Annotated in this window: 19 protein-coding genes; 5 read left to right on the top strand and 14 right to left on the bottom strand. The window is 61.5% G+C overall.

The genetic code is table 11. The annotated features are described in order from the left end of the window. Positions 1-36 precede the first annotated feature (36 nt). The 4 genes from C8264_RS02330 to aspS all read right to left on the bottom strand — a co-directional run bounded on the left by C8264_RS02330 (position 37) and on the right by aspS (position 6,273). Positions 37-360: a Dabb family protein gene (locus C8264_RS02330; protein WP_108459316.1), complete on the bottom strand. Its 324-nt coding sequence runs from the start codon at positions 358-360 to the stop codon at positions 37-39. Continuing rightward, positions 357-2,642: an NADP-dependent malic enzyme gene (locus tag C8264_RS02325; protein WP_281261429.1), complete on the bottom strand. Its 2,286-nt coding sequence runs from the start codon at positions 2,640-2,642 to the stop codon at positions 357-359. The genes C8264_RS02330 and C8264_RS02325 overlap by 4 nt, the downstream gene beginning before the upstream one ends. A gap of 110 nt (positions 2,643-2,752) precedes the next feature. Next, positions 2,753-4,354: an EAL domain-containing protein gene (locus C8264_RS02320; RefSeq protein WP_162783418.1), complete on the bottom strand. Its 1,602-nt coding sequence runs from the start codon at positions 4,352-4,354 to the stop codon at positions 2,753-2,755. Positions 4,355-4,482: 128 nt separating this feature from the next. Beyond that, positions 4,483-6,273 carry an aspartate--tRNA ligase gene (gene aspS, locus C8264_RS02315; protein ID WP_108459499.1) on the bottom strand — a complete coding sequence of 597 codons (1,791 nt, stop codon included), beginning with the start codon at positions 6,271-6,273 and terminating at the stop codon, positions 4,483-4,485. Between the two features lie 196 nt (positions 6,274-6,469). Between aspS and rnd the strand changes: the two genes are divergently transcribed. Further along, positions 6,470-7,639, top strand: coding sequence for a ribonuclease D (gene rnd / locus C8264_RS02310; protein ID WP_108459314.1), 1,170 nt, complete (start codon positions 6,470-6,472; stop codon positions 7,637-7,639). A gap of 146 nt (positions 7,640-7,785) precedes the next feature. Here rnd and C8264_RS02305 read toward each other — a convergent pair whose 3' ends face one another. Genes C8264_RS02305 through C8264_RS02290 form a run of 4 tightly spaced genes read right to left on the bottom strand, consistent with a single transcriptional unit; the run spans position 7,786 to position 13,288 of the window. Beyond that, on the bottom strand, positions 7,786-9,321 hold the full coding sequence (locus C8264_RS02305) for a Ppx/GppA phosphatase family protein (protein WP_108459313.1): 1,536 nt from the start codon (positions 9,319-9,321) through the stop codon (positions 7,786-7,788). A gap of 2 nt (positions 9,322-9,323) precedes the next feature. Continuing rightward, the gene (locus C8264_RS02300) at positions 9,324-11,489 is read right to left on the bottom strand and encodes an RNA degradosome polyphosphate kinase (protein ID WP_108459312.1); all 2,166 of its coding nucleotides are present in this window, start codon (positions 11,487-11,489) and stop codon (positions 9,324-9,326) included. Next, entirely contained in the window at positions 11,482-12,219 is a 738-nt protein-coding gene (locus C8264_RS02295; RefSeq protein WP_162783417.1) for a P-loop NTPase family protein, read from the bottom strand. Before C8264_RS02295 ends, C8264_RS02300 begins: the two co-directional genes overlap by 8 nt. Beyond that, the gene (locus C8264_RS02290; protein WP_108459310.1) at positions 12,197-13,288 is read right to left on the bottom strand and encodes an AI-2E family transporter; all 1,092 of its coding nucleotides are present in this window, start codon (positions 13,286-13,288) and stop codon (positions 12,197-12,199) included. Before C8264_RS02290 ends, C8264_RS02295 begins: the two co-directional genes overlap by 23 nt. Positions 13,289-13,562: 274 nt before the next feature. On the opposite strand from C8264_RS02290, the gene purM reads away from it, so the two are divergent. Both purM and purN read left to right on the top strand, forming a co-directional pair. Then, on the top strand, positions 13,563-14,639 hold the full coding sequence (gene purM / locus C8264_RS02285) for a phosphoribosylformylglycinamidine cyclo-ligase (protein ID WP_108459309.1): 1,077 nt from the start codon (positions 13,563-13,565) through the stop codon (positions 14,637-14,639). Continuing rightward, on the top strand, positions 14,636-15,226 hold the full coding sequence (gene purN / locus C8264_RS02280; RefSeq protein ID WP_245892901.1) for a phosphoribosylglycinamide formyltransferase: 591 nt from the start codon (positions 14,636-14,638) through the stop codon (positions 15,224-15,226). The genes purM and purN overlap by 4 nt, the downstream gene beginning before the upstream one ends. A gap of 40 nt (positions 15,227-15,266) precedes the next feature. On the opposite strand, the gene C8264_RS02275 is transcribed toward purN, so the two are convergent. The 4 genes from C8264_RS02275 to C8264_RS02260 form a co-directional block, all read right to left on the bottom strand. Next, positions 15,267-15,683 (bottom strand): DUF4260 family protein, encoded by a 417-nt coding sequence (locus tag C8264_RS02275; RefSeq protein WP_108459308.1) that lies wholly within the window; start codon positions 15,681-15,683, stop codon positions 15,267-15,269. 117 nt (positions 15,684-15,800) lie between these two features. Continuing rightward, positions 15,801-16,019 carry a hypothetical protein gene (locus C8264_RS02270; RefSeq protein ID WP_108459307.1) on the bottom strand — a complete coding sequence of 73 codons (219 nt, stop codon included), beginning with the start codon at positions 16,017-16,019 and terminating at the stop codon, positions 15,801-15,803. A 13-nt stretch (positions 16,020-16,032) separates the two neighbouring features. Beyond that, a complete protein-coding gene (locus C8264_RS02265) occupies positions 16,033-16,407 on the bottom strand; it encodes a response regulator (RefSeq protein ID WP_108459306.1) in 375 nt (124 codons plus the stop codon). Positions 16,408-16,557: 150 nt separating this feature from the next. Beyond that, the gene (locus tag C8264_RS02260) at positions 16,558-17,589 is read right to left on the bottom strand and encodes an aldo/keto reductase (protein ID WP_108459305.1); all 1,032 of its coding nucleotides are present in this window, start codon (positions 17,587-17,589) and stop codon (positions 16,558-16,560) included. A 265-nt stretch (positions 17,590-17,854) separates the two neighbouring features. Between C8264_RS02260 and C8264_RS02255 the strand changes: the two genes are divergently transcribed. Together C8264_RS02255 and topA are read left to right on the top strand one after the other, a co-directional pair. After that, positions 17,855-18,256: a heme-copper oxidase family protein gene (locus C8264_RS02255; protein WP_108459304.1), complete on the top strand. Its 402-nt coding sequence runs from the start codon at positions 17,855-17,857 to the stop codon at positions 18,254-18,256. Between the two features lie 125 nt (positions 18,257-18,381). After that, entirely contained in the window at positions 18,382-21,027 is a 2,646-nt protein-coding gene (gene topA, locus C8264_RS02250; protein WP_108459303.1) for a type I DNA topoisomerase, read from the top strand. A gap of 74 nt (positions 21,028-21,101) precedes the next feature. Here topA and C8264_RS02245 read toward each other — a convergent pair whose 3' ends face one another. Both C8264_RS02245 and C8264_RS02240 read right to left on the bottom strand, forming a co-directional pair. Next, on the bottom strand, positions 21,102-21,392 hold the full coding sequence (locus C8264_RS02245) for a GIY-YIG nuclease family protein (protein WP_108459497.1): 291 nt from the start codon (positions 21,390-21,392) through the stop codon (positions 21,102-21,104). A 673-nt stretch (positions 21,393-22,065) separates the two neighbouring features. Beyond that, positions 22,066-23,112 (bottom strand): dipeptidase, encoded by a 1,047-nt coding sequence (locus tag C8264_RS02240; protein ID WP_108459302.1) that lies wholly within the window; start codon positions 23,110-23,112, stop codon positions 22,066-22,068. Positions 23,113-23,248 lie beyond the last annotated feature (136 nt).

Below are 23,248 nucleotides of genomic sequence, written 5' to 3'. Positions count from 1 at the left end.
GGGGAACTAGACCCCCCGACTATGGCTCACAAGGCATTAACACGTGGTTGAAACCAGCAGGCGCACGCCGTAAACGGGCACGTAATCGATCTCGAGAAAACGCTCCACCTCCGGCACCCAGCGTTCCCTGACGAACGCCACATGGTCAGGGTGCTCGTTGTATTCCGAATATGCCGCCTGATCGGCAAACTCCATTGAGAATCCGAACGCATAATCGTTCTTCGGGCTCACCTGCCGCAGTTGCTCGAACTTCTCAACGCCGGGAATGCCAGCCAGCACCTTGGCATCGTTCAGGAACGCGCCTTCCGCTGCCGACCCTGCGACGTGCTTGAGAGTGAAAACCACGGTGTGGCGGATCATGGCTCAACTCCGATAGCCTCGGTTGCCGCAATCGCCGCCATGTTCACAATGCCGCGGCTGGTGGTCGAGGGCGCCAAAATATGTGCCGGCGCCTTTGGGCCCATCAGGATCGGGCCAACGGCCAACGCATTGTTGGTTTCCTTGAGCAGCGTCATCGACAAGTTTGCCGCGTCCAGATTTGGGAAAATCAGCAGGTTTGCTTCACCGCTCAATATACTATCCGGAATATAGCGTTCCCGGAGCTCCTGGTTCAGCGCGAGGTCGCCCTGCATCTCACCCTCGACAATCAGGTCCGGCGCTATGCTCTTGAGCTGTTTATAGACTTCGCGCATCTTGTAGGCACTGTCGCCATCACGCGAGCCGAAGTTGGAATAGCTCAGCAGCGCGACGCGCGCTTCGATATTGAAGCGTTTGAGGTGATTGCGCGCCTGCAGCACGATACCGACTATTTCGTCGGCCGTAGGGTCCATGTTGACATAGGTATCGGCGAGGAAAAACGCGCCGCGTGGCATGATCAGCATGGACAGCGCCGAAACATCCACCAACCCTTCCTGCAGCCCGATCACCGAGCGGATATCGCGTATGTGCTTGATGAAGCGCCCCTGCAGCCCGCAGATCAGCGCATCGGCCTCGCCGCGCTTGACCGCGAGACTACCGATCACCGTCGTATTGGTGCGCACCATCTGCCGCGCCGTATCCGGCGTCACGCCGTCGCGCCCGACCAGCGAATGGAACAGGCTCACATAATCGCGATAGCGCGGATCGTCCTCAGGGTTGATGATCTCGAAATCGGTGCCCGGACGAAGATTGAGCCCGAACCGCTCGATACGTGCCTCAATGACCGAAGGACGCCCGATCAGGATGGGACGCGCGATGCGCTCCTCGAGCAGCACCTGCGTCGCGCGCAGCACGCGCTCATCCTCGCCATCGGCAAAGGCGATGCGCTTGTTCTGCCCCTGCGCCCGATCGATGATCGGCTTCATCACCAGCCCCGAGCGGAACACGAACCGGTTGAGGCGATCCTGATACGCCGCCCAGTCCGTGATCGGGTTCTTGGCTACACGCGATTCCATCGCCGCACGCGCAACAGCCGGTGCAATACGCAGAATCAGCCGCTGATCGAACGGATTGGGAATGATGTGCTCCGGCCCAAACACCGCCGGAGCGCCCGAGGGCGAGCTTTCCAGCCCTGGCTCATGCGCCAGCTTGGCGATAGCCCGAACGGCCGCCAGCTTCATTTCCTCGTTGATCGTCGTCGCACCGACGTCGAGCGCGCCGCGGAAAATGAATGGGAAACACAGAACGTTGTTCACCTGGTTGGGGAAGTCGGACCGCCCCGTGCACACCATGGCATCGGGCCGGATAGCCTGGGCGACCTCAGGCATGATTTCGGGATAAGGATTCGCCAGCGCCAGGATCAGCGGCTTGGGCGCCATCTTGGCCAGCATCTCGGGCTGCAGCGCGCCGGCCGCCGAAAGCCCGAGAAATACGTCCGCACCCTCGATCACCTCTGCCAGCGTCGTCGCATCACTGGTGCGCCGGAATTGCCCCCGCCATTTGTCATTGACATCATTGCGCTTGTGGGTAACCAGGCCATCCTTATCGGCCACCCAGATATTCTCGTGCTTGGCGCCAAGCGCCACCAGCACGTTTAGGCAGGCAATCGCCGCCGCCCCGGCCCCGGACGCACATATCTTGACGTCCTCGATCTTCTTGCCCTTGAGCTCAAGTCCGTTGAGCACGGCTGCGCCCACGATGATCGCGGTGCCGTGCTGGTCGTCATGGAACACCGGAATCGGCATGCGCTCGCGCAGCGCTTCTTCGATCTCGAAGCAGTCCGGCGCTCGGATATCTTCGAGGTTGATGCCACCGAAGGTCGGCCACAGCGGCGCCACGGCATCGATGAATTTCTTGGGGTCGAGTTCGTCGATCTCAAGATCGAACACGTCAATCCCAGCGAATTTCTTGAACAGGACGGCCTTGCCCTCCATTACCGGCTTGGACGCCAGCGCACCGATATTGCCCAGGCCCAGCACGGCCGTACCGTTGGATATGACGGCCACCAGATTTTGCCGCGAAGTATATTTCGCCACCGAATCCGGGTTTTCGGCGATTTCCTCGCAGGGCGCTGCAACACCCGGCGAATAGGCCAGCGCCAGGTCGCGTTGGTTGCCCAGTGGCTTGGTCGGCTGAATCTCGAGCTTGCCTGGCTTCGGGAACTGATGGAAATGCAGCGCCGCTTCACGCAGGGCTTTCCGCTGTTCGTTGATATCAGTCGACAATGGGACCTCCTGGCTCGCCTGCTGAGCACAGGCCTCGGCCGCTTCGTGCCATCAATCGCCAGCGATTAAAAGGGTTATCTCGGCACCCCGCTTCCACATCGTGAAAACGCTCAGGCGGCGTTGGAGACGATCTCTTCCACGCGGTTGCGCGGCGTTGCCCGGGTGGCGTGTAGTGCCAGCGCTAATTGCTGAAAAGCCCTGACCTTGAGCGCGGGTGCAAAGATAAACCCCTGTGCCTGCAGAACCCCGCGCGAGCGCAGGTACAGCGCCTGCGCTTCGGTCTCGACGCCTTCCGCCACGATCTCGCAGTTCATGTCCTTGGCCAGGGCGATCAGGCCATCCAGAACCGGAACCAGCGTCGTGTCTGGCTTCACCATGTCGACGAAAACCCGGTCAATCTTGATGATATCCACGCCCAGCGTGCCGATATATGCCAAATTGGAGTGTCCCGTACCGGCATCGTCCAGCGCCATCCGGCACCCCAACGCATGCAGGCCTGCGATCACGCCCTTCGCGACGGTCGAATTGGCCAGCGGATGCCGCTCGGTGATTTCGAACACCAGCTGGCGCATGGAAATCTTGCTGTTGGCAAAGATCGCCTCCACATCGTCCACGATCCCTGCATCGCGGAAATGCCCCTCAAACAGATTGATGGACACTTTGAGCTCCGGCATCTGCTGGCAGATGTCACCCAGATCGTATTTCACCTGCTGCATCAGCGACAGGGTCATGGGAATGGCCAGCCCGGTGGTTTCGGCATAATCGATGAAAGCACCGGGCGGCACCACTTGCCCGTTCTTTTTCTCCCACCGGCAGAGCACTTCGCACCCTTCCAGCGCGCCCGTCCGCAGATTGATCACGGGCTGGTAGTACGGCCGGATTTCACCGCGCGAGATTGCCCGTTCCAGATCGAATGCCGGCACGCGCGACTTGCGTACATAGTGCAGCGCCAGGATCAGGAACGACCCGCTCATCAGGCAACTGATGATCGTAAAGGTGACATCGAGGTCCGCATACCCTGCCCGCGCAACGGCAAACGGCAGCGCGTACTCCACCTTTATCGGAAACTCCCCGGCAAACCGTTCGCCGCTGATGATCTCCGCTGGCGCACGATCCACCAGCAGCGCCGGGTCACCCACCGTCATCACCGGGGTGCCATTGGTCATCATCACCCGCAGGACGGCCGAGGCATCGAACCCTTTGGCGAGCACTTCCGGGTCACGCCCCAGCAGCGGCAAGAACACCGAAACCTTGCGCGTGTCCCCCATCGCCTGGGTGATCTTGAGCGCCGGCACACCCATATTGGCCAATTGCACCACGGTGATGGTCTCGGTCCGGCCGGGCACGGGGAGCGTATCGGAGATGGGCGAATATTCGACCTTGCGCCCGAACGCATCACAATATTGAACACCGTCTGCGTTTTCGACCAGCACCTGCTTGAGGCCGATGCTGTTCTCGATCGCGCTTTGCGCATTCTCTACGAACGTGGGGGCACACAGCGAAGGGCTATCCGCAAGCACCGTCCGCAGCGAATTGATGGCTTGGGCCGCATTCGCTTCGATCTGCGAAGAAAAATCGCCAACATACTGCAATGCCGTCGCTTTTTCCTGCACGCGTACGTACGCGTCGAGCAGGTGATCCACAGCGACGATCGGCGTGAACGCGAAAATCGCGCCCAGCAGCATCAGGATATGGGAGTAGCGCGATCTCAACCAGCAAATCCAACGGTCGTCGTGAACCGCTCATGGGTATCAATCAGCGTTTAACGCACCGCTAAGATGGAAAACGAACAAAGGCGGACACATCGTGCCCGCCCTTGGAAAACTCAGGTCTTGCCAGGTCAGCTCTGCGGACTGAGCCTGATGCCCAGTTCGCGCAACTGCTTGGGCTCGGCCGGGCTCGGCGCGCCCATCAACAGGTCTTCGGCCTGCTGGTTCATCGGGAAGGCCGTGATCTCGCGCAAATTCTGCACGCCACATAGCAGCATCACGATACGGTCCACCCCGAACGCGGCACCACCATGCGGCGGCGCGCCAAACTGGAACGCCCGATAGAGACCACCGAACTGCTCTTCGACTTCGTCGCGGCTCTTGCCGGTCAGTTCGAACGCCTTGACCATGGTTTCGGGCAACTGGTTACGGATCGAACCCGAAGCGATTTCATAGCCGTTGCAGACCGCATCATATTGATAGGCCTTGATGGTCAACGGGTCCTGCGAATTGAGCGCATCGATCCCGCCCTGTGGCATCGAGAATGGGTTATGGGCGAAATCCACCCGCTTCTCTTCTTCGCTCCACTCGTAGAACGGGAAGTCCACGATCCAGCACAGGGCAAACTGCTCTGTGTCCACCACGCCCAGATCGGTGCCGACCTTGGTGCGTGCGTCGCCGGCGAACTTGTAGAACTTCTCGGGACGCCCAGCCACGAAGAACACTGCATCGCCATCTTCCAGACCAAGCTGGGCCTTCAGCGCTGCAGTCCGCTCTCCGCCAATGTTCTTGGCGATAGGGCCAGAGCCCTGCCCTTCCTTGAAGAAGATATAGCCCAGGCCCGGCTGGCCCTCGCCCTGCGCCCAGGCGTTCATCCGGTCGCAGAACGCACGGCCGATTGGCTCGGCACCGGCCTTGTTCTTGGCCGGAATGGCCCAGACTTCAACCTTGGAGTCGGCCTCGATCTGCCCGGCGAACACCTTGAAGCCCGACCCCGCGAAATGCTCGGTCACGGCCTGCATTTCGATCGGATTGCGCAGGTCAGGCTTGTCCGAACCATATTTGCGGATCGCGGTATCATAGGGAATGCGCGGCCAGTCCTTGGTCACGCGCTTGCCCTCGGCAAACTGCTCGAAAATATTGGTGATGACCGGGGTCACCGTGTCCCACACATCTTCCTGCGTCACGAAGCTCATTTCCAGGTCAAGCTGGTAGAACTCGCCCGGCAGACGGTCTGCACGCGGGTCTTCATCGCGGAAGCACGGCGCAATCTGGAAATAGCGGTCGAACCCGGCTACCATCAGCAATTGCTTGTATTGCTGTGGCGCCTGCGGCAGCGCAAAGAACTTGCCGGGATGGATACGGCTGGGCACGAGGAAGTCACGCGCGCCTTCCGGCGAGGAAGCCGTCAGGATCGGCGTTGAATATTCGGCAAAGCCCTGCTCGGTCATGCCGGCGCGCATCGCCGCAATAACTTTGGTGCGCTTGACGATGTTGGCGTGCAGCTTCTCGCGGCGCAAATCGAGGAAGCGATAGCGCAGCCGCACGTCTTCCGGATATTCCTGATCGCCAAACACCGGCAGCGGCAATTCCTTGGCCGCGGAAAGCACTTCCAGCTCACGAATAAACACTTCCACCGCACCGGTCGGCAGGTTCGGGTTCACCACCGCGGCATCGCGCAGCTTCACTTCGCCGTCGATGCGGATAACCCATTCCGAGCGCACCTTTTCCATCGCGGCAAAGGCAGGGGAATCAGGATCAACAACCGCCTGGGTGAGGCCGTAATGGTCGCGCAGATCGATGAACAGCAATCCACCATGATCACGGATACGATGCACCCAGCCGCTCAGGCGCACGGTCTCACCCGCATTATTTGCCGTCAGAGCTCCGCATGTGTGCGAACGGTAGCGGTGTGTCGTCATGGCAAAGCTCTCGAAAAAGGGCGGATTCACGGGCCGGAAAAGCGCATGCAAGGCCTCGATTGTCAAGCCAGCCGGATAGTGAGTCCCACACAGCCGGGCGCGCGCTAACCCTATTTCATGGTTAACAAATCGCTTCTGGAGTGTGAACGGCGCACCTGCTAGGAACAATAGTGACGAATTTGAGACGGACTTAGGTATGGACCTCGTAGTTTCCACAGATGTGCTCGATGCCTTTTGCGAGCGCGCTGCAAAATTTGATTTTATTACCGTGGATACCGAGTTCCTCCGAGAAACCACTTACTGGCCCAAGCTCTGTCTGATCCAGGCCGCCACGGACGACGAAGCGGTGCTGATCGACCCGCTGGCGGATGGGCTGGACCTCGCTCCGTTCTTTGCACTGCTGGCCAATCCGGCAGTCACCAAGGTCTTCCATGCCGCGCGGCAGGATATCGAGATCTTCGTCAAGTTCACTGGCAAGGTACCGGTCAATATCTTTGACACCCAGGTTGCGGCGAGCGTTTGCGGCTTCGGCGACAGCGTCTCCTATGACAATCTGGTCCGCTCCATCACCAATGTCGAACTCGACAAGTCATCCCGCTTCACCGACTGGTCGGCCCGCCCCCTTAGCGAGAAGCAGCGCCTCTATGCGCTCGCGGACGTCACCCATCTGCGCGACATCTACCGCGAACTGCGCAAGCAGGTGGACGCCACCAAGCGTTGGGATTGGGTAGAGGACGAACTCGGCGTCCTGCGCAGCATCGACACCTACGTCGTCCAGCCCGAACAGGCTTGGGAACGGCTCAAGATGAAGATCAACCGGGCGCGCGATCTCGCCGCCCTCAAGAAACTAGCCGCCTGGCGTGAAAGGCGCGCCCAGGAAAGCGATCAGCCGCGCAGCCGCATCCTCAAGGACGATGTGCTGTTCGAACTCGCCCAACAGCGCCCGCTGACCCCCGACGCCTTCGAGAAGCTCCGCGCCGTGCCACGCGGCTTCGGCCGCAGTTCCGCCGCCGCCGAAATCATGGCGTTGCTCCGTGACGTTGAAGCCCTGCCCAAGTCCGAGCTGCCGGTCATGCCCGAACGCTACCGCGGCCCTTCGCCAAAAGGCGCTGTCGGCGACCTGCTCCGTGTCTTGCTCAAATCCGTTGCCGAACAACACGGCGTCGCCGCGCGCATCATCGCAACCTCCGACGATATCGACGCCCTGGTTCTTGACGACGAAGCCGACGTTCCCGCCCTAAAGGGCTGGCGCCGCAAGCTGTTCGGCGAAAAGGCCCTCGACATCAAGCACGGCCGCATCGGCCTCGTCGCCACCCGCAAGGGCATCGTCCAGTTTGCCGTCAAAGACGCTATCCCAGCGGAATAAACCGCCACTGCGCCAATTCTCGCATCCCGCAGCACTCACAGCGTCATTCCCGCGAAAGCGGGAATCTCACTCACTGCAGTGCAAAGTGGGCTTCCTCGACTCACGCCGAGTAACCTAAAAACGCGCTACCCGCATCCCAGCGAGGCCTAATCCACCCGCACCTGCGTGTTCTTGAACCCCGCCACATTGCCGAACTGATCCAGTCGGCCCTGCAGATGCTCCCCGTCTAGGAACGCCAGGTCAGCCGGCAACACCAGCGTCAGCGTCTTTTCCACCGCTTCGAAGCGGATCCTCGGCAAAATACCGGGCATGGCCGCCGACATCGGATAGGCGACCCGGAACAGCGCGCCGATCAACCGGGCCCGGGCGATCATCTCGGCGCTTGTCAGATGCGCCAGAGGCGCCGCCGCCTTGTTCTTGAGCCCGCCATATCGGATGGCAATGACCTGGGCGAGGAATGAGCGCCCGGCATGGTCGACGCCGCTGAGCGACCCATAAGCCACCGCATCCACGCTCTGCGGCCCGCGGTAATCCGGATGCGCCCGCCAGCCTATGTCGGCCAAGAGACACGCGACGGTCCGCAACCGTGCCTGCTCGGCCGTTTCCGGCGTGCCTGAGGCGGCCAGAAACTGTCCCGTAAACTCCACAAGATCGTCCGCGTGCGCGGGCGAGCGCGAGCGCAGCACTGAAAGCTCCTCAGCGCCCTGTATCAGCGGATCGATGGCTTGCTCGCGTTTGTCGAGCATCCCGTAAAGATAGCCCTCGCGCACGCCAAGGGCCGAGAACACGACCCTGCCGAACTGCCCGGCCTTGAGCACTTCGAGCAGCGCCGCGGCGCCGAACGGAACCAGCTCCCGCCGTGAGGAACTCACGCTCTCTGCGCGGCGGTAGCCCTTGAGTGAACCGGCGTTGATGATTTCATCGCAGAACGCCATCATCTCGTCGGCGTCCACCACATATTGCTGCACCATGTGTAACGGATACCCGCTCACCACCTGGTGCAGCTTCGCCAGCGAACGCCAGGTGCCGCCGATGGCGACGAACGAGGTGCCCTTGCCCGTCTCCGCCAGTCCGGAACTTTCAAGACGCTCCCGCACGATACTCGCCGCTTTGATCGACGAGCTATTGCTGTCGTCCTGCAGGCGGATCACGCCCAGCGGGAAAGACTGTCCATCCGTGCCCGCACCGTTGCCAATGGTCGAAAGCTCAAGGCTCCCACCACCCAAATCGCCTACCGTGCCGACAAAGTCCGGCATGCCGGCGACCGCGCCAAGCGCGGCGTAGTAAGCCTCTTCCTCGCCGCTCAACACCTGCACCGGGGTCTCGATCAGTGCTTCCACGGCACTGACGAATTCCTCCCGGTTTGCGGCGTCCCGCACGGCCGACGTGGCGAGCACGAACACCTTGCCCACCCGCATCATTCGGGTCACCAGCGCGAACCGCTTGATGGCATTAAGGGCCTGGGCAACATTGGCGTCGGCAAGCCTGCCGGTCTGCCCCACGCCGCGCCCCAGCGCACACGATGATTTCTCGTTGTAAAGCGGCGTCAACGCCCGCGCATGGCGTTCATAGACGACAAGGCGCACCGAGTTGGATCCGATGTCGAGCACGGCCACTGGCTTGGCGCCCTTGATACGGCCCTGCGCGGTCGGATCGGCGTCAACGCCCCAGAATTGGTTCAAGCCTAGCCCTCGTCACCTTCGACCATGCCGGCACTGCCACGTCCGGACAGCGAGGGGTTGGTCATGAAGTAGTCATGCGCGTTGAACGGCTCTTCGCCTTCCGCCACCCGCATACGATGCGAACTGCCGTCCGGCAGCACTTCCCAGCTCTGCTGGTTGTCCTTGAGATAGGCAACCAGAATCCGGTCCAGGATCTGCTTATGCACGGTCTTGTTCAGGATGGGGACCATGACTTCGACCCGCCCGTCAAGGTTTCGGCCCATCAAATCGGCCGACGATATATAAACCTTAGCTCGCGGATTAGGCATCGCTTCCCCGTTGCCGAAGCAATAGATGCGGCTGTGCTCGAGGAACCGCCCGACGACGGATTTGACGCGGATATTGTCCGAAAACCCCGGAATGCCGGGCCGCAGGCAACAGATCCCGCGCACGATGAGGTCAACCTTCACCCCGGCCTGACTCGCGTCATAAAGCGCGTCGATAATCGGCGGATCCACCAGCGAGTTCATTTTCAGCAGGATATGTCCCGCCTGGCCGTTGCGGGCAAATGCGATCTCGCTGGCGATATCGTCGAGCAAGGTCTGCCGCAGGTTGACCGGCGACACTGCGATGGTTTCCAGCTCCGTCGGCCGGGCATAGCCGGTGATGAAGTTGAACACCCGCGCCACGTCGCGTGTGATCGCCGGATCGATCGTGAAATAGCTCAGATCGGTATAAATCTTGGCCGTGATCGGATGATAGTTGCCGGTGCCGATATGGCAGTAGCTGACCAGCTTGCCCTTTTCGCGCCGCACCACCTGGCTCAGCTTTGCGTGCGTCTTGAGTTCGATAAACCCGAACACCACCTGCGCCCCGGCCCTTTCAAGGTCGCGCGCCCAGCGGATATTGGCTTCTTCATCGAACCGCGCCTTGAGTTCCACAAGGCACGTCACCGATTTGCCAGCCTCCGCCGCCAGCACCAGCGCCTTGATGATCGGGCTATCCGCCGAGGTCCGATACAGCGTCTGCTTGATGGCAACCACGTCCGGGTCCCGCGCCGCCTGCATCAGGAACTGCGCCACCACGTCGAAACTCTCGAACGGATGGTGCACCAGAATGTCCTTGGCCCGGATCGCAGCGAAACTGTCCCCGCTATAGTCGCGGATACGTTCGGGGAAGCGCGCATGGTAGGGCGTGAATTTCAGGTCGGCCCGCTCGATGTCGCAAACCTTGCGCGCATCCGACAGCCCCAGGAAGCCGTGCACCTCGAACACATCGACTTCGGTTACGCCCAGCTGCTCGCTGATCTGGCGCTTGAGCGCCCGGGTCATCGAGCTTTCGATTTCGAGCCGGATCACCTGCCCGCGCCGCCGCTGCCGCAGCGCCGTCTCGAACTCCACCACGAGATCCGCTGCCTCGTCATCGATTTCGATTTCGCTGTCCCGGATTACGCGGAACGCGCCGGAGCCGACCACTTCGTGTCCCGGGAACATTTTGTGGAAGAACAGCTTCACCAGCGTGTCGATCGTCACGACCTCGCTGCGCCCCTCCGAAACCAGCCCACTCGGCAAATTGATGAACCGGTCCAGATTGCCCGGAATACGCACCAGCGCAGTGAGCAGCATGTCATTGTCGGGCCGGCGCAACTCGAAGGCCAGTGCCAGACCAAGGTTGGGGATAAACGGAAATGGATGCGCCGGATCCACCGCGATCGGCGTCAGCACCGGGAAGATCTCTTCCCGAAACAGCTTCTGCAGATAATCCACCTGGTCGGCGGTGAGGTCGTTGGCCTCGTGGATCACCACGTTCTGCGCAAACAGCTCCTCGCGCAGGTGCTGCCAGTGATCCTGCTGTTCCAGCTGCAAATGCTGCGCCAGCGTCGCGATTTCGTCCAGTTGCTCGGCCGGCGAAAGCCCGTCGGCGCTTTGCTTGGCCAACCCTGCCCGCACCTGCCCCTTCAGGCCGGCCACGCGCACCATGTAAAATTCATCGAGGTTATTGGCCGAAATCGAAACAAACCGCAGCCGTTCCAGCAGCGGATGATGCTCGTTCCCCGCCTCCTCCAGCACGCGCATGTTGAACTGCAGCCAGCTCACCTCCCGGTTGACGAACCGCGCCGGACTTTTGCGCAGCGCTTCGATATCGGGCACCGTAGGCTCGGCTTCGGCGAACTCGCTCATCTCATTCATCGTCTTGCGTGTCCCAGTCCTGTTCGGTGCCCGCTTCCCCGCGCGCCTGGCGGCGAAGGTCGAGCGCGTCAGCTGCGATCCTGCGATTTATGGCAGTGCCTCTGGCCAGCGCCAGTCTATCCATAAGGTCGGCAAGAATCACCACTTCTTCGGCGGAGCGCTCCATGCGCGCCACCAGATAGCCGACGATCTTCGGATCGACCTTGATTTGTCGATCGCCGAACAGTTTCACGAACATCTGTGACAATTGAATGTCGTCGGTGATTTCGAGGGTAAACGCCGTCGCCCGCCGCGCCCGTGACCGCACGTCGTCCGTGGCCAGCGGCCATTGCGCCACCTCATCGCGCGCCGTCAGCAACAATGGCCGCTGGTCGCGCATGGATTGGTTGAGCAGGTGAAACAGCCCCGCCTCGTCATAGGGCAGCCGGTCCACATCCTCGACGACGATCGGCTGGTTGCCCCCTCGGGTCGCCAGCGCCTCCAGATCATCGGTTCCGCTATTGATCGCACCGCTGCGATCCGCAAAAATCCGCGCCAGATGCGACTTGCCCGATTTCGCGGGGCCGATCAGCAGCGTCACTGGATCGGGCCAGTGGGGAAAAGCCATGATGCGGCTATAAGCCAGGCCATTGCCTTCGCCCACGAGAAAGTCCGCCTCGCCCTGCGCAGGCGTGTGGCTAAGTTCGAAGATCAACTGCGACGAGCGATCAGACGGTATTGGCGTCACCATCGGAGCCACCATTCTGTCCTTGATAAAGCGCGCTGGCCTTATACTTGCTGACGCCGTAGCGAATGAGCACGCCCACGATCGCCGCCAAAGGTACTGCCAGCAACAGGCCCACGAACCCGAACAATGCGCCAAAGGCCAGCAGGGCGAACATCAGCCAAACGGGGTTGATGTTGATGCTCGATCCCACCAGCTTGGGGTAAAGAATATTGCCCTCGACGAACTGCCACACCAGGAACACCGCGGCCACCGCCGCGACCATCCAGTAATTGGGCCAGAACTGCACCACCGCAATTCCCATCGACAGCCCGAAGCCGACCACCGCGCCCACGAACGGCACGAAGCTCAGCAGCCCGCCAATGATTCCCACTGCCAGCCCGAAGTTCAGCCCCAAAAGGCTGAGCGCCGTCGCATAATAGGCAGCATCGATCAGTAGCACGCCGCCCTGTCCGCGAATGACGCCAGCCATGGAATCATCGATGTCCGACAGGATCTGGTTGATTTCGCCCTTGGTTTCGCGCGGCAGCAGATCCTGCAATCCGCGGATCATGCCCTCCCAGTCGAGCAGCAGATAGAATGCCACCACAGGCGTCAGCACGATGAAGGCAATGACGCTCACCCCCGTCAGCCCGATATTGACCAGTTCGGCCGGCAGCGTCGCGATAAAGCCCAGTGCCTGCCGCGCCAGATCGGCGATGCTAGCCTGCACCTGCGCTGCCCGCTCCGGCCCCAGGAACTCGTTGATCTCGGGTGCCCAGCGCGCAAAAAGCTCCTGCAAATCCGTGACATAGCCCGGCAGGCGCTGGATCAGCTCGATGATCTGCTGGCCGATCATTGGCACCAGCATGAAAAACAGGCTCAGCACGATGGTAATGACGCTGAGCAGCACCACCGTCGTGGCCAGCGGCCGGTTGAACCGCCACTTCTGCAACTGGTTGACCAGCGGGTTGAGCAGATAAGCCAACGCCGCCCCAACGACGAATGGCAGCAGGATACTGCGGAACAGCCACAGCAGCAGGACCAGCACCACAAGGAAGGCAGTCCAGATCAGCACTTGATTTCGAAGAGTCATGATGCTGGGCGGCCCTTGCGTGGATGTGGTGGAGAAGCTATCAGGCCATCTAGCTTCCGGCTCCGGAATTGGCAACCGCCCAGGCTTCCGGTAGAGGCTTTGCGCACGCTTTCCCTACTAGGTTGTGAAGACAGTTAGGTCAGGGGAGGCGAAAATGGTGGTTTTCGAGAACCGGAGCGCAGCGTACATGGGTACGTGAGCACCGGAAGCGCAGAAAATCGCCGTTTGCAGCCGCCATCACCTAACTGTCTACACAACCTACGGTCCGAGGCCTATGTCCGATCCGAAACACCTGACACCAAACGGTCTCTCATACAAGCAGGCAGGTGTCGATATCGATGCCGGCAATGCGCTCGTAGAAGCGATCAAGCCCGCAGTTCGTTCCACGCGGCGCCCGGGCGCTGACGGCGAGATCGGTGGATTTGGCGGTCTTTTCGATCTGCGCGCCGCAGGCTTCATTGATCCCGTGCTCGTTGCCGCCAATGATGGCGTGGGCACCAAGCTCAAGATCGCCATCGATGCGGGCAATCATTCCACCATCGGGCAGGATCTTGTCGCCATGTGCGTCAATGACCTGATCGTGCAGGGCGCCGAGCCGCTGTTCTTTCTCGATTATTTTGCCACCGGCAAGCTTGACGTCGAACAGGGCACCGCCATCGTCAATGGCATAGCCGAAGGTTGCCGCCTCGCCGGTTGCGCCCTGATCGGTGGCGAAACCGCCGAAATGCCGGGCATGTATCACGGCAAGGATTATGATCTGGCAGGCTTTGCCGTTGGCGCCGCCGAACGTGGCACCCTGCTGCCGCGCAACGATCTTGCCGAAGGCGACACGCTGGTGGCGCTCGCGTCCTCCGGCGTTCACTCCAACGGCTATTCCCTGGTCCGCAAGATCGTCGAGCTTTCCGGTCTCGACTGGTACGCCGACGCCCCCTTCGCACCGGGCCAGACGCTTGCCGACGCGCTGCTGACACCGACCCGCATCTATGTGAAGCCGCTGCTGTCCGCGCTCAAGGCCGGCATCGGCGTCAAGGCCATGGCCCACATTACCGGCGGCGGCTTCATCGACAATATCCCACGCGTCCTCCCGGACGAGCTGGCGGCCCATGTCGACCTCGCCGCCATCCAGACCCCCAAGGTATTCTCCTGGCTCAGCCACGTCGGCGGCATGGACGAGCGCGAAATGCTGCGCACCTTCAATTGCGGCGTTGGCATGCTGGTCGCCGTTGCGCCAATCGACGCCGAGCGACTGGTGGCGCACCTGACCGAGGCCGGCGAAACTGCCTCGGTTGTTGGCCATCTCACCGCCCGCACCGGCGAGCCCGTCACCTTCCAGGGCAAGCTTCCCCTGTGATCCGCAAGCGTGTCGGCATCCTGATTTCCGGACGCGGCTCCAACATGTCCGCCCTGATCGAGGCTGCCAAGGCCCCAGACTACCCGGCTGAAATCGTCGGCGTCCTCTCCAACCGCGCCGCCGCTCCAGGCCTCGCGGTTGCATCCTCCGAGGGCATTGCCACCGCGTTCCTTGCGCAAAGCAAGTTCCCCACCCGCGAGATGTTCGAGGACGTGATGACCCAGATCCTTGAAAGCTGGGACGTGGAGATCGTCTGCCTCGCCGGCTTCATGCGCGTTCTGGGCGAGGACTTCGTCAATCACTGGGCCGGCCGGATGATCAACATCCACCCATCGCTCCTGCCGCTCTATCGTGGCCTCCACACCCACGAACGCGCCCTCGCCGACGGCGCCACCGTCTCCGGCTGCACCGTCCACTTCGTCACCCCCGGCCTCGACGAAGGCGCTCCAATCCTGCAAGCCAAGGTGCCCGTCCTCCCCGGCGACACCCCCGAGACCCTTGCCGCCCGCATTCTCATCGAAGAGCACCGCATCTACCCCGAAGCCCTCCGCCGCCTCGCACTTGGCGACCTATCAACGCTGCACTAACTCCGCACCCTGCGCGTAATCCGCGCGTGTAGAACCACCCCTACCCCAAATGCGTCGACTTAAACCCCGCTGGTGACTTCAACCCGAACCCCAGCATCCGATCTAACCCGATATGCGCCGCCCAGATCACCGCAAGCGGCAGCAGCACACTCGCGCCAAGCACCACCGCGATCAGCGCCAACACTGCCGGCGCCAGATACGTATGCCCCGCATTGTAGATAGCCGCACCAGTTCGCGCGTCCCGCAAATAGCCCAGCATGAACAGGTCCGGCGCTAGGAACAACGCCGCAAACAGCCACCAATTGCCGCCCAGCGCCTGAAACGCCCATAAACCCAATACCAGCGCCAAGCCGCCTTCGAGGCGCAACATCAGCGCCACCGGCTTTTCAATGCCCGCTCTGGCTTTCTCGCCAGCTCCGTAACGCCCGTCCGCCGTCGTTGCTTTGGTGGAAGCCATGTGCCGTCTCCTGTTCATGTCCGGAGACTAGCGCGGGAGCGGCCCTGCCTGCCATTCCCAAAAACCCTTCAGCGGCTCTACAATAATGTATGCCCCAGAAAATTAGGCGCCTGGCCTTCAGATACTCTGCAGTGACCGCAACCAGGCGTGGTTGCGCTCCAATTGCTCCTTGAGGAACCCCAAAATCTTCTCCCGGTGCGACGTATCGAGCCCATCCGATTTCAGGCGTTCGACCATCTCCAACTGCGCATGATAGGCAATATCCGTCCGCACCAATTGCATCGACGCAATTTCGATGGACGCATCAAGGACTAATGACCGCTTGGCAGGTCCCATGGTCCGCCCAGGCCTAAGCAATCAATGCATCGGCGACCATCGCCCGCCGCAATGCCTGGTCCAAATCCTCCGGTGAAAACGGCTTAGCCAACACCGGAGCACCACCACAGAGCGGAGAAACCTCCTTTGCCGAATACCCGGTGATGAAAACCACCGGAATGCCGCGGTCGCGGCACGATGCCGCCACTGCAAGGCTCGTCGTCAGGCCCAGATTGATGTCGAGCAGCGCGAGGCTGGGCACACTCCTGTTCAGGAGCGCAAAGGCATCAGCCTCCGTCTGGGCGCTGCCATCGACCTTCCAGCCGAGGTCTTCGGCAATCTCTCCAACCATCATGGAGATAAGGGGTTCGTCTTCAACGATGATAAGGCTTTGATCGATTGCTTGCATGTTCGTGCCGCCAACGAAGGATGAGCAAATGACGCTCCCTTAGCGGTACCTTAATCAATCCTTTCACGCAGCCCTTGGTACGGTAACGCACGCTCCCCCAAAGCATTGGTGCTGGAGCGCCCGCGCTATCCGCAGGCGCCCCCGCCCATCCTAGCGCCCGCCTTCCATCCGCCGGTTGCGCTGCCTGTTGCCGCCCTCGCCATATGGATAGTCGGCGACCTGCGGTGCGCTCATTTCGGTCAGCGTCCTCATCTCGTCATCGCTCAGGGTAACATCGGCCGCGCCCAGATTATCCGCCAATTGTTCCGCCGTGCGAGCCCCCAGGATCACCGAAGTCACCGCCGGCCGCTTCACCAGCCACGCCAGCGCCACCTGCGCCATGGAAGCCCCCCGGGCCTTGGCGATATCCTCCAGCGCGCCAATGACCTGCCACGTGGCCGGATTGGCGTTGCGCTTTTCGAACGCTTCGAGCCCACGCTTGGGGTTCTCGCCCAACCGCGTTGCGCCACTCGGCATCTGGTCGCGCTTGTACTTGCCCGACAGCCACCCCCCGCCGAGCGGCGACCATGGCAACAGCCCGATACCCGCATCCAGCGCCGCCGGCACCACTTCATGCTCGATGTCACGCGCCAGCAGATTATATTGCGGCTGCAGCGTCACCGGCGGCTGGAAATTGCCGGCCTTGGCGATCCACACCGCCTTGGTCATTTGCCAGCCCAGGAAATTGGAAAATCCGTAATAGGCAATCTTGCCGTTACGGATCGAGTCATCCAGGAACCGCAGCGTTTCTTCTATCGGCGTCAGCGCATCGAACGCATGCAGCTGGTACAAATCGATATGCTCCACACCCAGGCGCTTGAGCGAAGCGTCCAGCGCCTCGCTCAGATTCTTGCGCGACAGCCCCAGATGGTTGGGCCCGTCGCCCATCGGAAAGCGGCCCTTCGTGGTAATCACGAGATCGCGCAGAATGCCCGGCTTGCTCTTGAGCCAGCCCCCGATGATCTGCTCCGAGAGCCCGTCGCTGTAAACATTGGCCGTGTCGATGAAATTGCCGCCCGCGGCCACATAGTCATCCATCAACCGAAACGAGGTCGCCTCGTCAGATTCCTTGCCGAACGTCATCGTTCCCAGGCAGTAATTGGTGACGATGGCGCCGCTGTTACCGAGCTTGCGGTACTCCATGGATAGACCTCCTCTTGGGCATTGACGGTTCCACCCGCGGACCGGGAGCAGCGGCACTATTCTTCCGCGCAGATCGGTCCGGTTGGGCATGTGATGAAGCGGGCGCCGAACGGCGCAGGCCAAGTGCATCACAAGGCTCCGCCGCTGGCAAGGTGCAACGTTACATAGGCCGTATCGGTAGTGGTAAACCGTGCCGCACAGGCGTATTTTGACGCGCCCGCACTCGCATTCGGAGGGAAGGTCGAGCGGGCCTTTGGAGGGAGAAATGCCCAGGATTTCGAATTTGTTTTTCAGGACGGCCGTGCTGTTCCTGATCGTCGGCGTCATGATGGGTCTGCAGATGGCGATCAGCCAGAACCACAACGTCATCGGCGCCCATGCCCATGTCAATCTGCTGGGTTGGGTCACGAGCGCCATCTTCGGCGGCTATTACGCGCTGAACCCGGCCAAGGCCGAACGGCGCCTCGCCATGGTTCACTACGCTGTCTACACATTGGGCGTCGCCATGATGGCGGTGGCACTCTACCTGCTCCTGCTCGGCAATCCCGCCATGGAGCCAGTGGTCGCTGTCAGCGCACTCATCACTTTTGCCGGCGTGCTGATCTTCGCCTGGATGGTCTTCGCCCCAGAAAACGTCACTCTGGGCCGTTCCGCCAGGATCGCCTGATCCACCTCCCTGCCCGGCCATGCATGACCATTGCCGGGCACTCTCTTTTCAGCGCCCGTTGACACCGCACCCGGCCTTCACCATGTTGCGCCACTTCTCACCAAGCGTTGCGGAACGGGTACTCCATGAAGGTCGTCGTCGTTGAAAGTCCGGCTAAGGCCAAGACAATCAACAAATATCTGGGTTCAGGCTATGAAGTCCTGGCCTCCTTCGGTCACGTCCGCGATTTGCCGGCAAAAGACGGCTCGGTCCGTCCCGACGAAGATTTCGCCATGTCCTGGGAGGTCGACACGGCCTCCCGCAAGCGCCTGAGCGACATTGCCAATGCCCTCAAGGGCGCTGACGGCCTGATCCTCGCGACCGACCCTGACCGCGAAGGCGAAGCCATCTCCTGGCACGTACTCGACGTGCTCAAGGCCAAGAAGTCCATTAAAAAGGACATGACCGTCCAGCGCGTCGTTTTCAACGCCATCACCAAGGATGCCGTTACGGCCGCCATGGCCAAGCCGCGCGACATCGACATGCCGCTGGTGGACGCCTATCTCGCCCGCCGCGCCCTCGATTATCTCGTCGGCTTCACCCTTTCGCCCATTCTCTGGCGCAAGCTGCCCGGCTCCCGCTCGGCCGGCCGTGTCCAGTCCGTCGCGCTGCGCCTCGTTTCCGACCGCGAGGCCGAGATCGAAAAGTTCAAGCCCGAGGAATACTGGTCCGTCGAGGCTAAGCTCGCCCAATCGGGCAAGAGCTTCCTCGCGCGCCTGTTCTCAGTCGACGGCAAGAAGACCGACAAGCTCGACATCAAGACCGGCGAAAACGCCGCCGAGATCAAGCAGCTGATCGAATCCGGCCAGTTCAACGTCTCATCCGTCGAGAAAAAACCCACCAAGCGCAATCCTTACGCGCCCTTCACCACCTCCTCGCTGCAGCAGGACGCGTCATCGCGCCTGGGCCTCTCGCCCAATCGCACCATGCAAATCGCCCAGCGCCTCTACGAGGACGGTCTGATCACCTATATGCGTACCGACGCCGTGCAGATGGCGCCCGAAGGCATCTCCATGGCCCGCTCGGTGATCGGCAAATATTTCGGCGAGGAATACCTTCCCGATAAGCCGCGCATCTACCAGACCAAGGCCAAGAACGCCCAGGAAGCGCACGAGGCCATCCGCCCCACCGACATGTTCAAGCGCCCCGAGAACCTCAATCTCGACGCCGACCAGTCCAAGCTCTACGGCCTGATCTGGCGCCGTACCCTCGCCTCGCAGATGCGCTCGGCCGAGATCGACCGCACCACGGTGGACATCGCCGTCAACGTGCCCGGCCGCGCCGTCGAACTGCGCGCCGTCGGCTCCGTCGTCATCTTCCCTGGCTTCCTCAAGCTCTATGGTGTCGAGGTCAAATCCGACGAGGAAACCGAAGACGAAGACAGCCGCGAACTGCCGCCCCTGTCGGTCGGCGACAAACCGAACCTGCAAGCCGTCGACATCGAGCAGCACTTCACCCAGCCGCCTTCGCGCTACACCGAGGCGAGCCTGATCAAGAAGATGGAAGAACTCGGCATCGGCCGTCCTTCCACCTATGCCGCCACCCTCACCACCCTTAAGGATCGCGACTATGTCCGCCTCGAGGGCAAGGCGCTGCACCCCGAGGATCGTGGCCGCATCGTCACGGCGTTCCTTGAATCCTTCTTCACCCGCTACGTGGAATACGGCTTCACCGCCGGCCTCGAAGAACAGCTCGACCAGGTTTCCGCCGGCGAGATCGACTACAAGCAGGTGCTGCGTGATTTCTGGAAGGATTTCACCGCCGCCACCACCGAGATCAAGGACCTTCGCGTTTCCGAAGTCCTCGACGCGCTCAACGACCTGCTCGCCAGCCGCATCTTCCCGCCCAAGCCGGACGGCGGCGATCCGCGCCTCTGCCCTACCTGCGGCACCGGCCAACTTTCGCTCAAGCTGGGCAAGTTCGGCGCCTTCATCGGCTGCTCGAACTATCCCGAATGCAAGCACACCATGCAGCTTTCCGACGCCGCCTCGGGCCAGTCCTCGGAAGCCGCAGCCGGTGACGGCATTCTGGGCACTGATCCAGAAAGCGGCGAAGAGGTCTTCCTCAAGACCGGCCGCTTCGGCCCCTATGTCCAGCTTGGCGACGGCAAGGAAGCCAAGCGCTCCTCCATACCCAAGGGCTGGGAAGCCGCTTCCATGACCCTGGAATCGGCCCTGAAACTCCTCTCGCTCCCCCGCGAAGTGGGTCTCCACCCTGAAACCGGCCTCCCCATCTCGGCGGGCCTCGGTCGCTACGGCCCCTTCATCCTGCACGACGGCAAATACGCCAACCTGCCCGATGTCGAGGAAGTCTTCACCGTCGGCCTCAACCGCGCCGTTGACCTCTTGGCCCAAAAAGCCGCCGGCGGCTTCAAGCGCGGCGGCACAGCCGTCGCCGCCATCCAGACCTTCGAGCACGACAACGGCCCCATCACCGTCCGCGCCGGCCGCTACGGTCCCTATGTGAACCAGGGCAAGATCAACGCCACCATCCCAAAGGATGTGCAGCCCGAGGCGGTAACGCTGGAGGAAGCCGTAGAGTGGATCGCGGCAAGAGCCGAAGCCACCGGCACCAAGGTGAAAAAGGCCCCAGCCAAAAAAGCCGCTGCCAAAAAGCCCGCCGCAAAGAAGGCGGCAACCAAGACCGCCGCTGCAAAGGCCACCACCACCAAGAAGCCCGCAACCAAAAAAGCGGTCACCAAAAAAGTCGCCGAAGAAGACGTGCCGTTCTAGCTACAAATACCCTCTTTTGACCCCAGCCTCCCAACAACCACCACGTTCCCTCGGGCTCGACCCGAGGGCCACTCTCAACCACCCACGATCAAGCCATAAAGGTCATCCCACTCCGGATTACCCTTCTCGATCAGCTCGACCTTCCAATCACGAACCCAATGCTTGACGTTCCGCTCCCGCTGCATGGCGTGGCGGATGTCTTGATGTCCCTCAAAATACACCAGCAGATGACACCGGTACTCGCGGGTGAAACTCGGAACCACCTCGTTCCTGTGCTGCCACACGCGCTGGACAAGCTTCGTCGTCGAGCCGACATAAATCGTGCCAAGCGGCCTGTTCGCCATGATGTAAACCCAAGCCGCCATTGGCCTAGTTGATGCGGCAAGTGGCCCTCGGGTCAAGCCTGAGGGCAAACGCAGCGTCAGCCTATCCTCTATAATTCCAACAACCACCACGTTTCCCTCGGGCTCGACCCGAGGGCCACTCTGCCCCGCCAAACCCAGCCCCATAAAACAAAAAGCCCCAGTCTCCCGACCGGGGCTCTTCAATAAAAATCGGGGCGAGCGCCTAGCTGTTCAGCGCTCAAGCCCCTGCGGTGCCGTCGTTTCCGGCAGACACCGCTGTGCCCATCATGGCCATCTCACAGCCTAAAGCCATGGGCGTTTGGTCGCACTAGCGGCGGCGATGCGCCGCCGGCGGATAGCCTTGAGGTTCCACACCCTTCTCGCCTTCAGCGGTCGCGAACAAATGCTCGGGGATACGACTCGGCGATGTGTAGCTTGCCAAACACCATGGGCAACGAACGGCGGCACGTGGCCGGGGTCCAGCGCATGACTGACAGAGCCTAAGGGCGGGCATGAATAACCTCCTGGCTTCCAGGCCATTCGGCTGAAAGCGTCAATAGTGATGAAAACGGATTGTGCTAACGCACACCATCAACATGGCCATAGATTACGATTTTTCAATGGCTTATTTTGACGCGCCAATGTTCTGCGCTAATTCTTTGGCAGGGCATGACGCCAAAGGCACATCGAACGCCTATCCGATGGTGCGCTCGATCATCGAAAGCCAGTTGCCCAGCGCGATCTTGCGCACCAGCTCTTCGCCATAGCCCTTGTCCAACAGCGCCTGCAGCAGCTTCTGCACGCCCGTTACATCCCCAATTTCAGCAGGAACCATCGCCCCATCGAAATCGCTCCCCAGCGCCACACCGTCCTCACCAACCGCCTCCACCAGCGCATCCATATGGCGCACCATCAACTCGATCGGCGTGTCTGCCACGAATTTCCCATCCGGTCGCAGAAAGCCTGTTGCGAAGTTCAGCCCCACCATGCCGCCGCTCTCGCGAATGGCGGCCAATTGCCAGTCCACCAGATTGCGCGCATGCGGACAGATGGCATGCACATTTGAATGCGTCGCGACCAGCGGATGCGTGCTGATATCAGCCACATCGCGAAACCCGGCCGCATTGAGATGCGACAAATCAATCATCACCCCAAGCCGATTGCACTGCCGCACCAATTCCTTGCCGGCATCGCTCAGTCCTGGCCCGATATCGGGGTCCGCATTGTGGCGGAACGGCACCCCGGTCCCGAACGCATTAGCCCGGCTCCAGGTGATCCCGATCGAGCGCAGCCCGGCCGCATAAAGCACGTCCAGCGCCCGGAACTCGGTATCGATCGCCTCAGCCCCCTCGATATGCATGATGGCCGCCAGCGTACCCTGCCCGATTGCCGCGCGCACCTCCGCTGCCGACCGGCACAGCGCCAGCGCCCCCATGCGCTCCAGCCGCAGCAGGATAGACGCCATACCATTGGTAGACGCCTGCGCATCCGCAACCGCCAGCTCCGGCGGCAATTGCCCGTTCGAAGAAGCCGCCGTCCCCACCGTTCCCGCCAGGCTCCCCTTCAGCGGCGGCGGGAACATCGCGAAAAATCCGCCCGCCATCCCACCCGTCTTGGCCCGTGGCAAATCGATATGGCCACCCCTGCCACCCTCGACAAACGCCGCCTCCTGCCCAGGCGCCGCAAGCTCCAGCAAGCGCAACACGGTGTCATTGTGGCCGTCAAAAAAGGGAATGGTCATGTGGGAATCGGCTTTCGTCGAGTTGTTCTGCCAGCTTATGCAATAAACGTCCCCCACCGGCGGTGTCACCCCGGCCCTGAGCCGGGGCATTCTAAAATCCCGCCAAACAGCTCCCCACCCACAACAATTGCCGGAA

Source organism: Devosia naphthalenivorans, from assembly GCF_003056355.1.
GTDB classification, from domain to species: Bacteria; Pseudomonadota; Alphaproteobacteria; order Rhizobiales; family Devosiaceae; genus Devosia; species Devosia naphthalenivorans.
The sequence above is the reverse complement of the archived record's forward strand: the minus strand, read 5'-3'. Positions and strand labels throughout refer to the sequence as shown.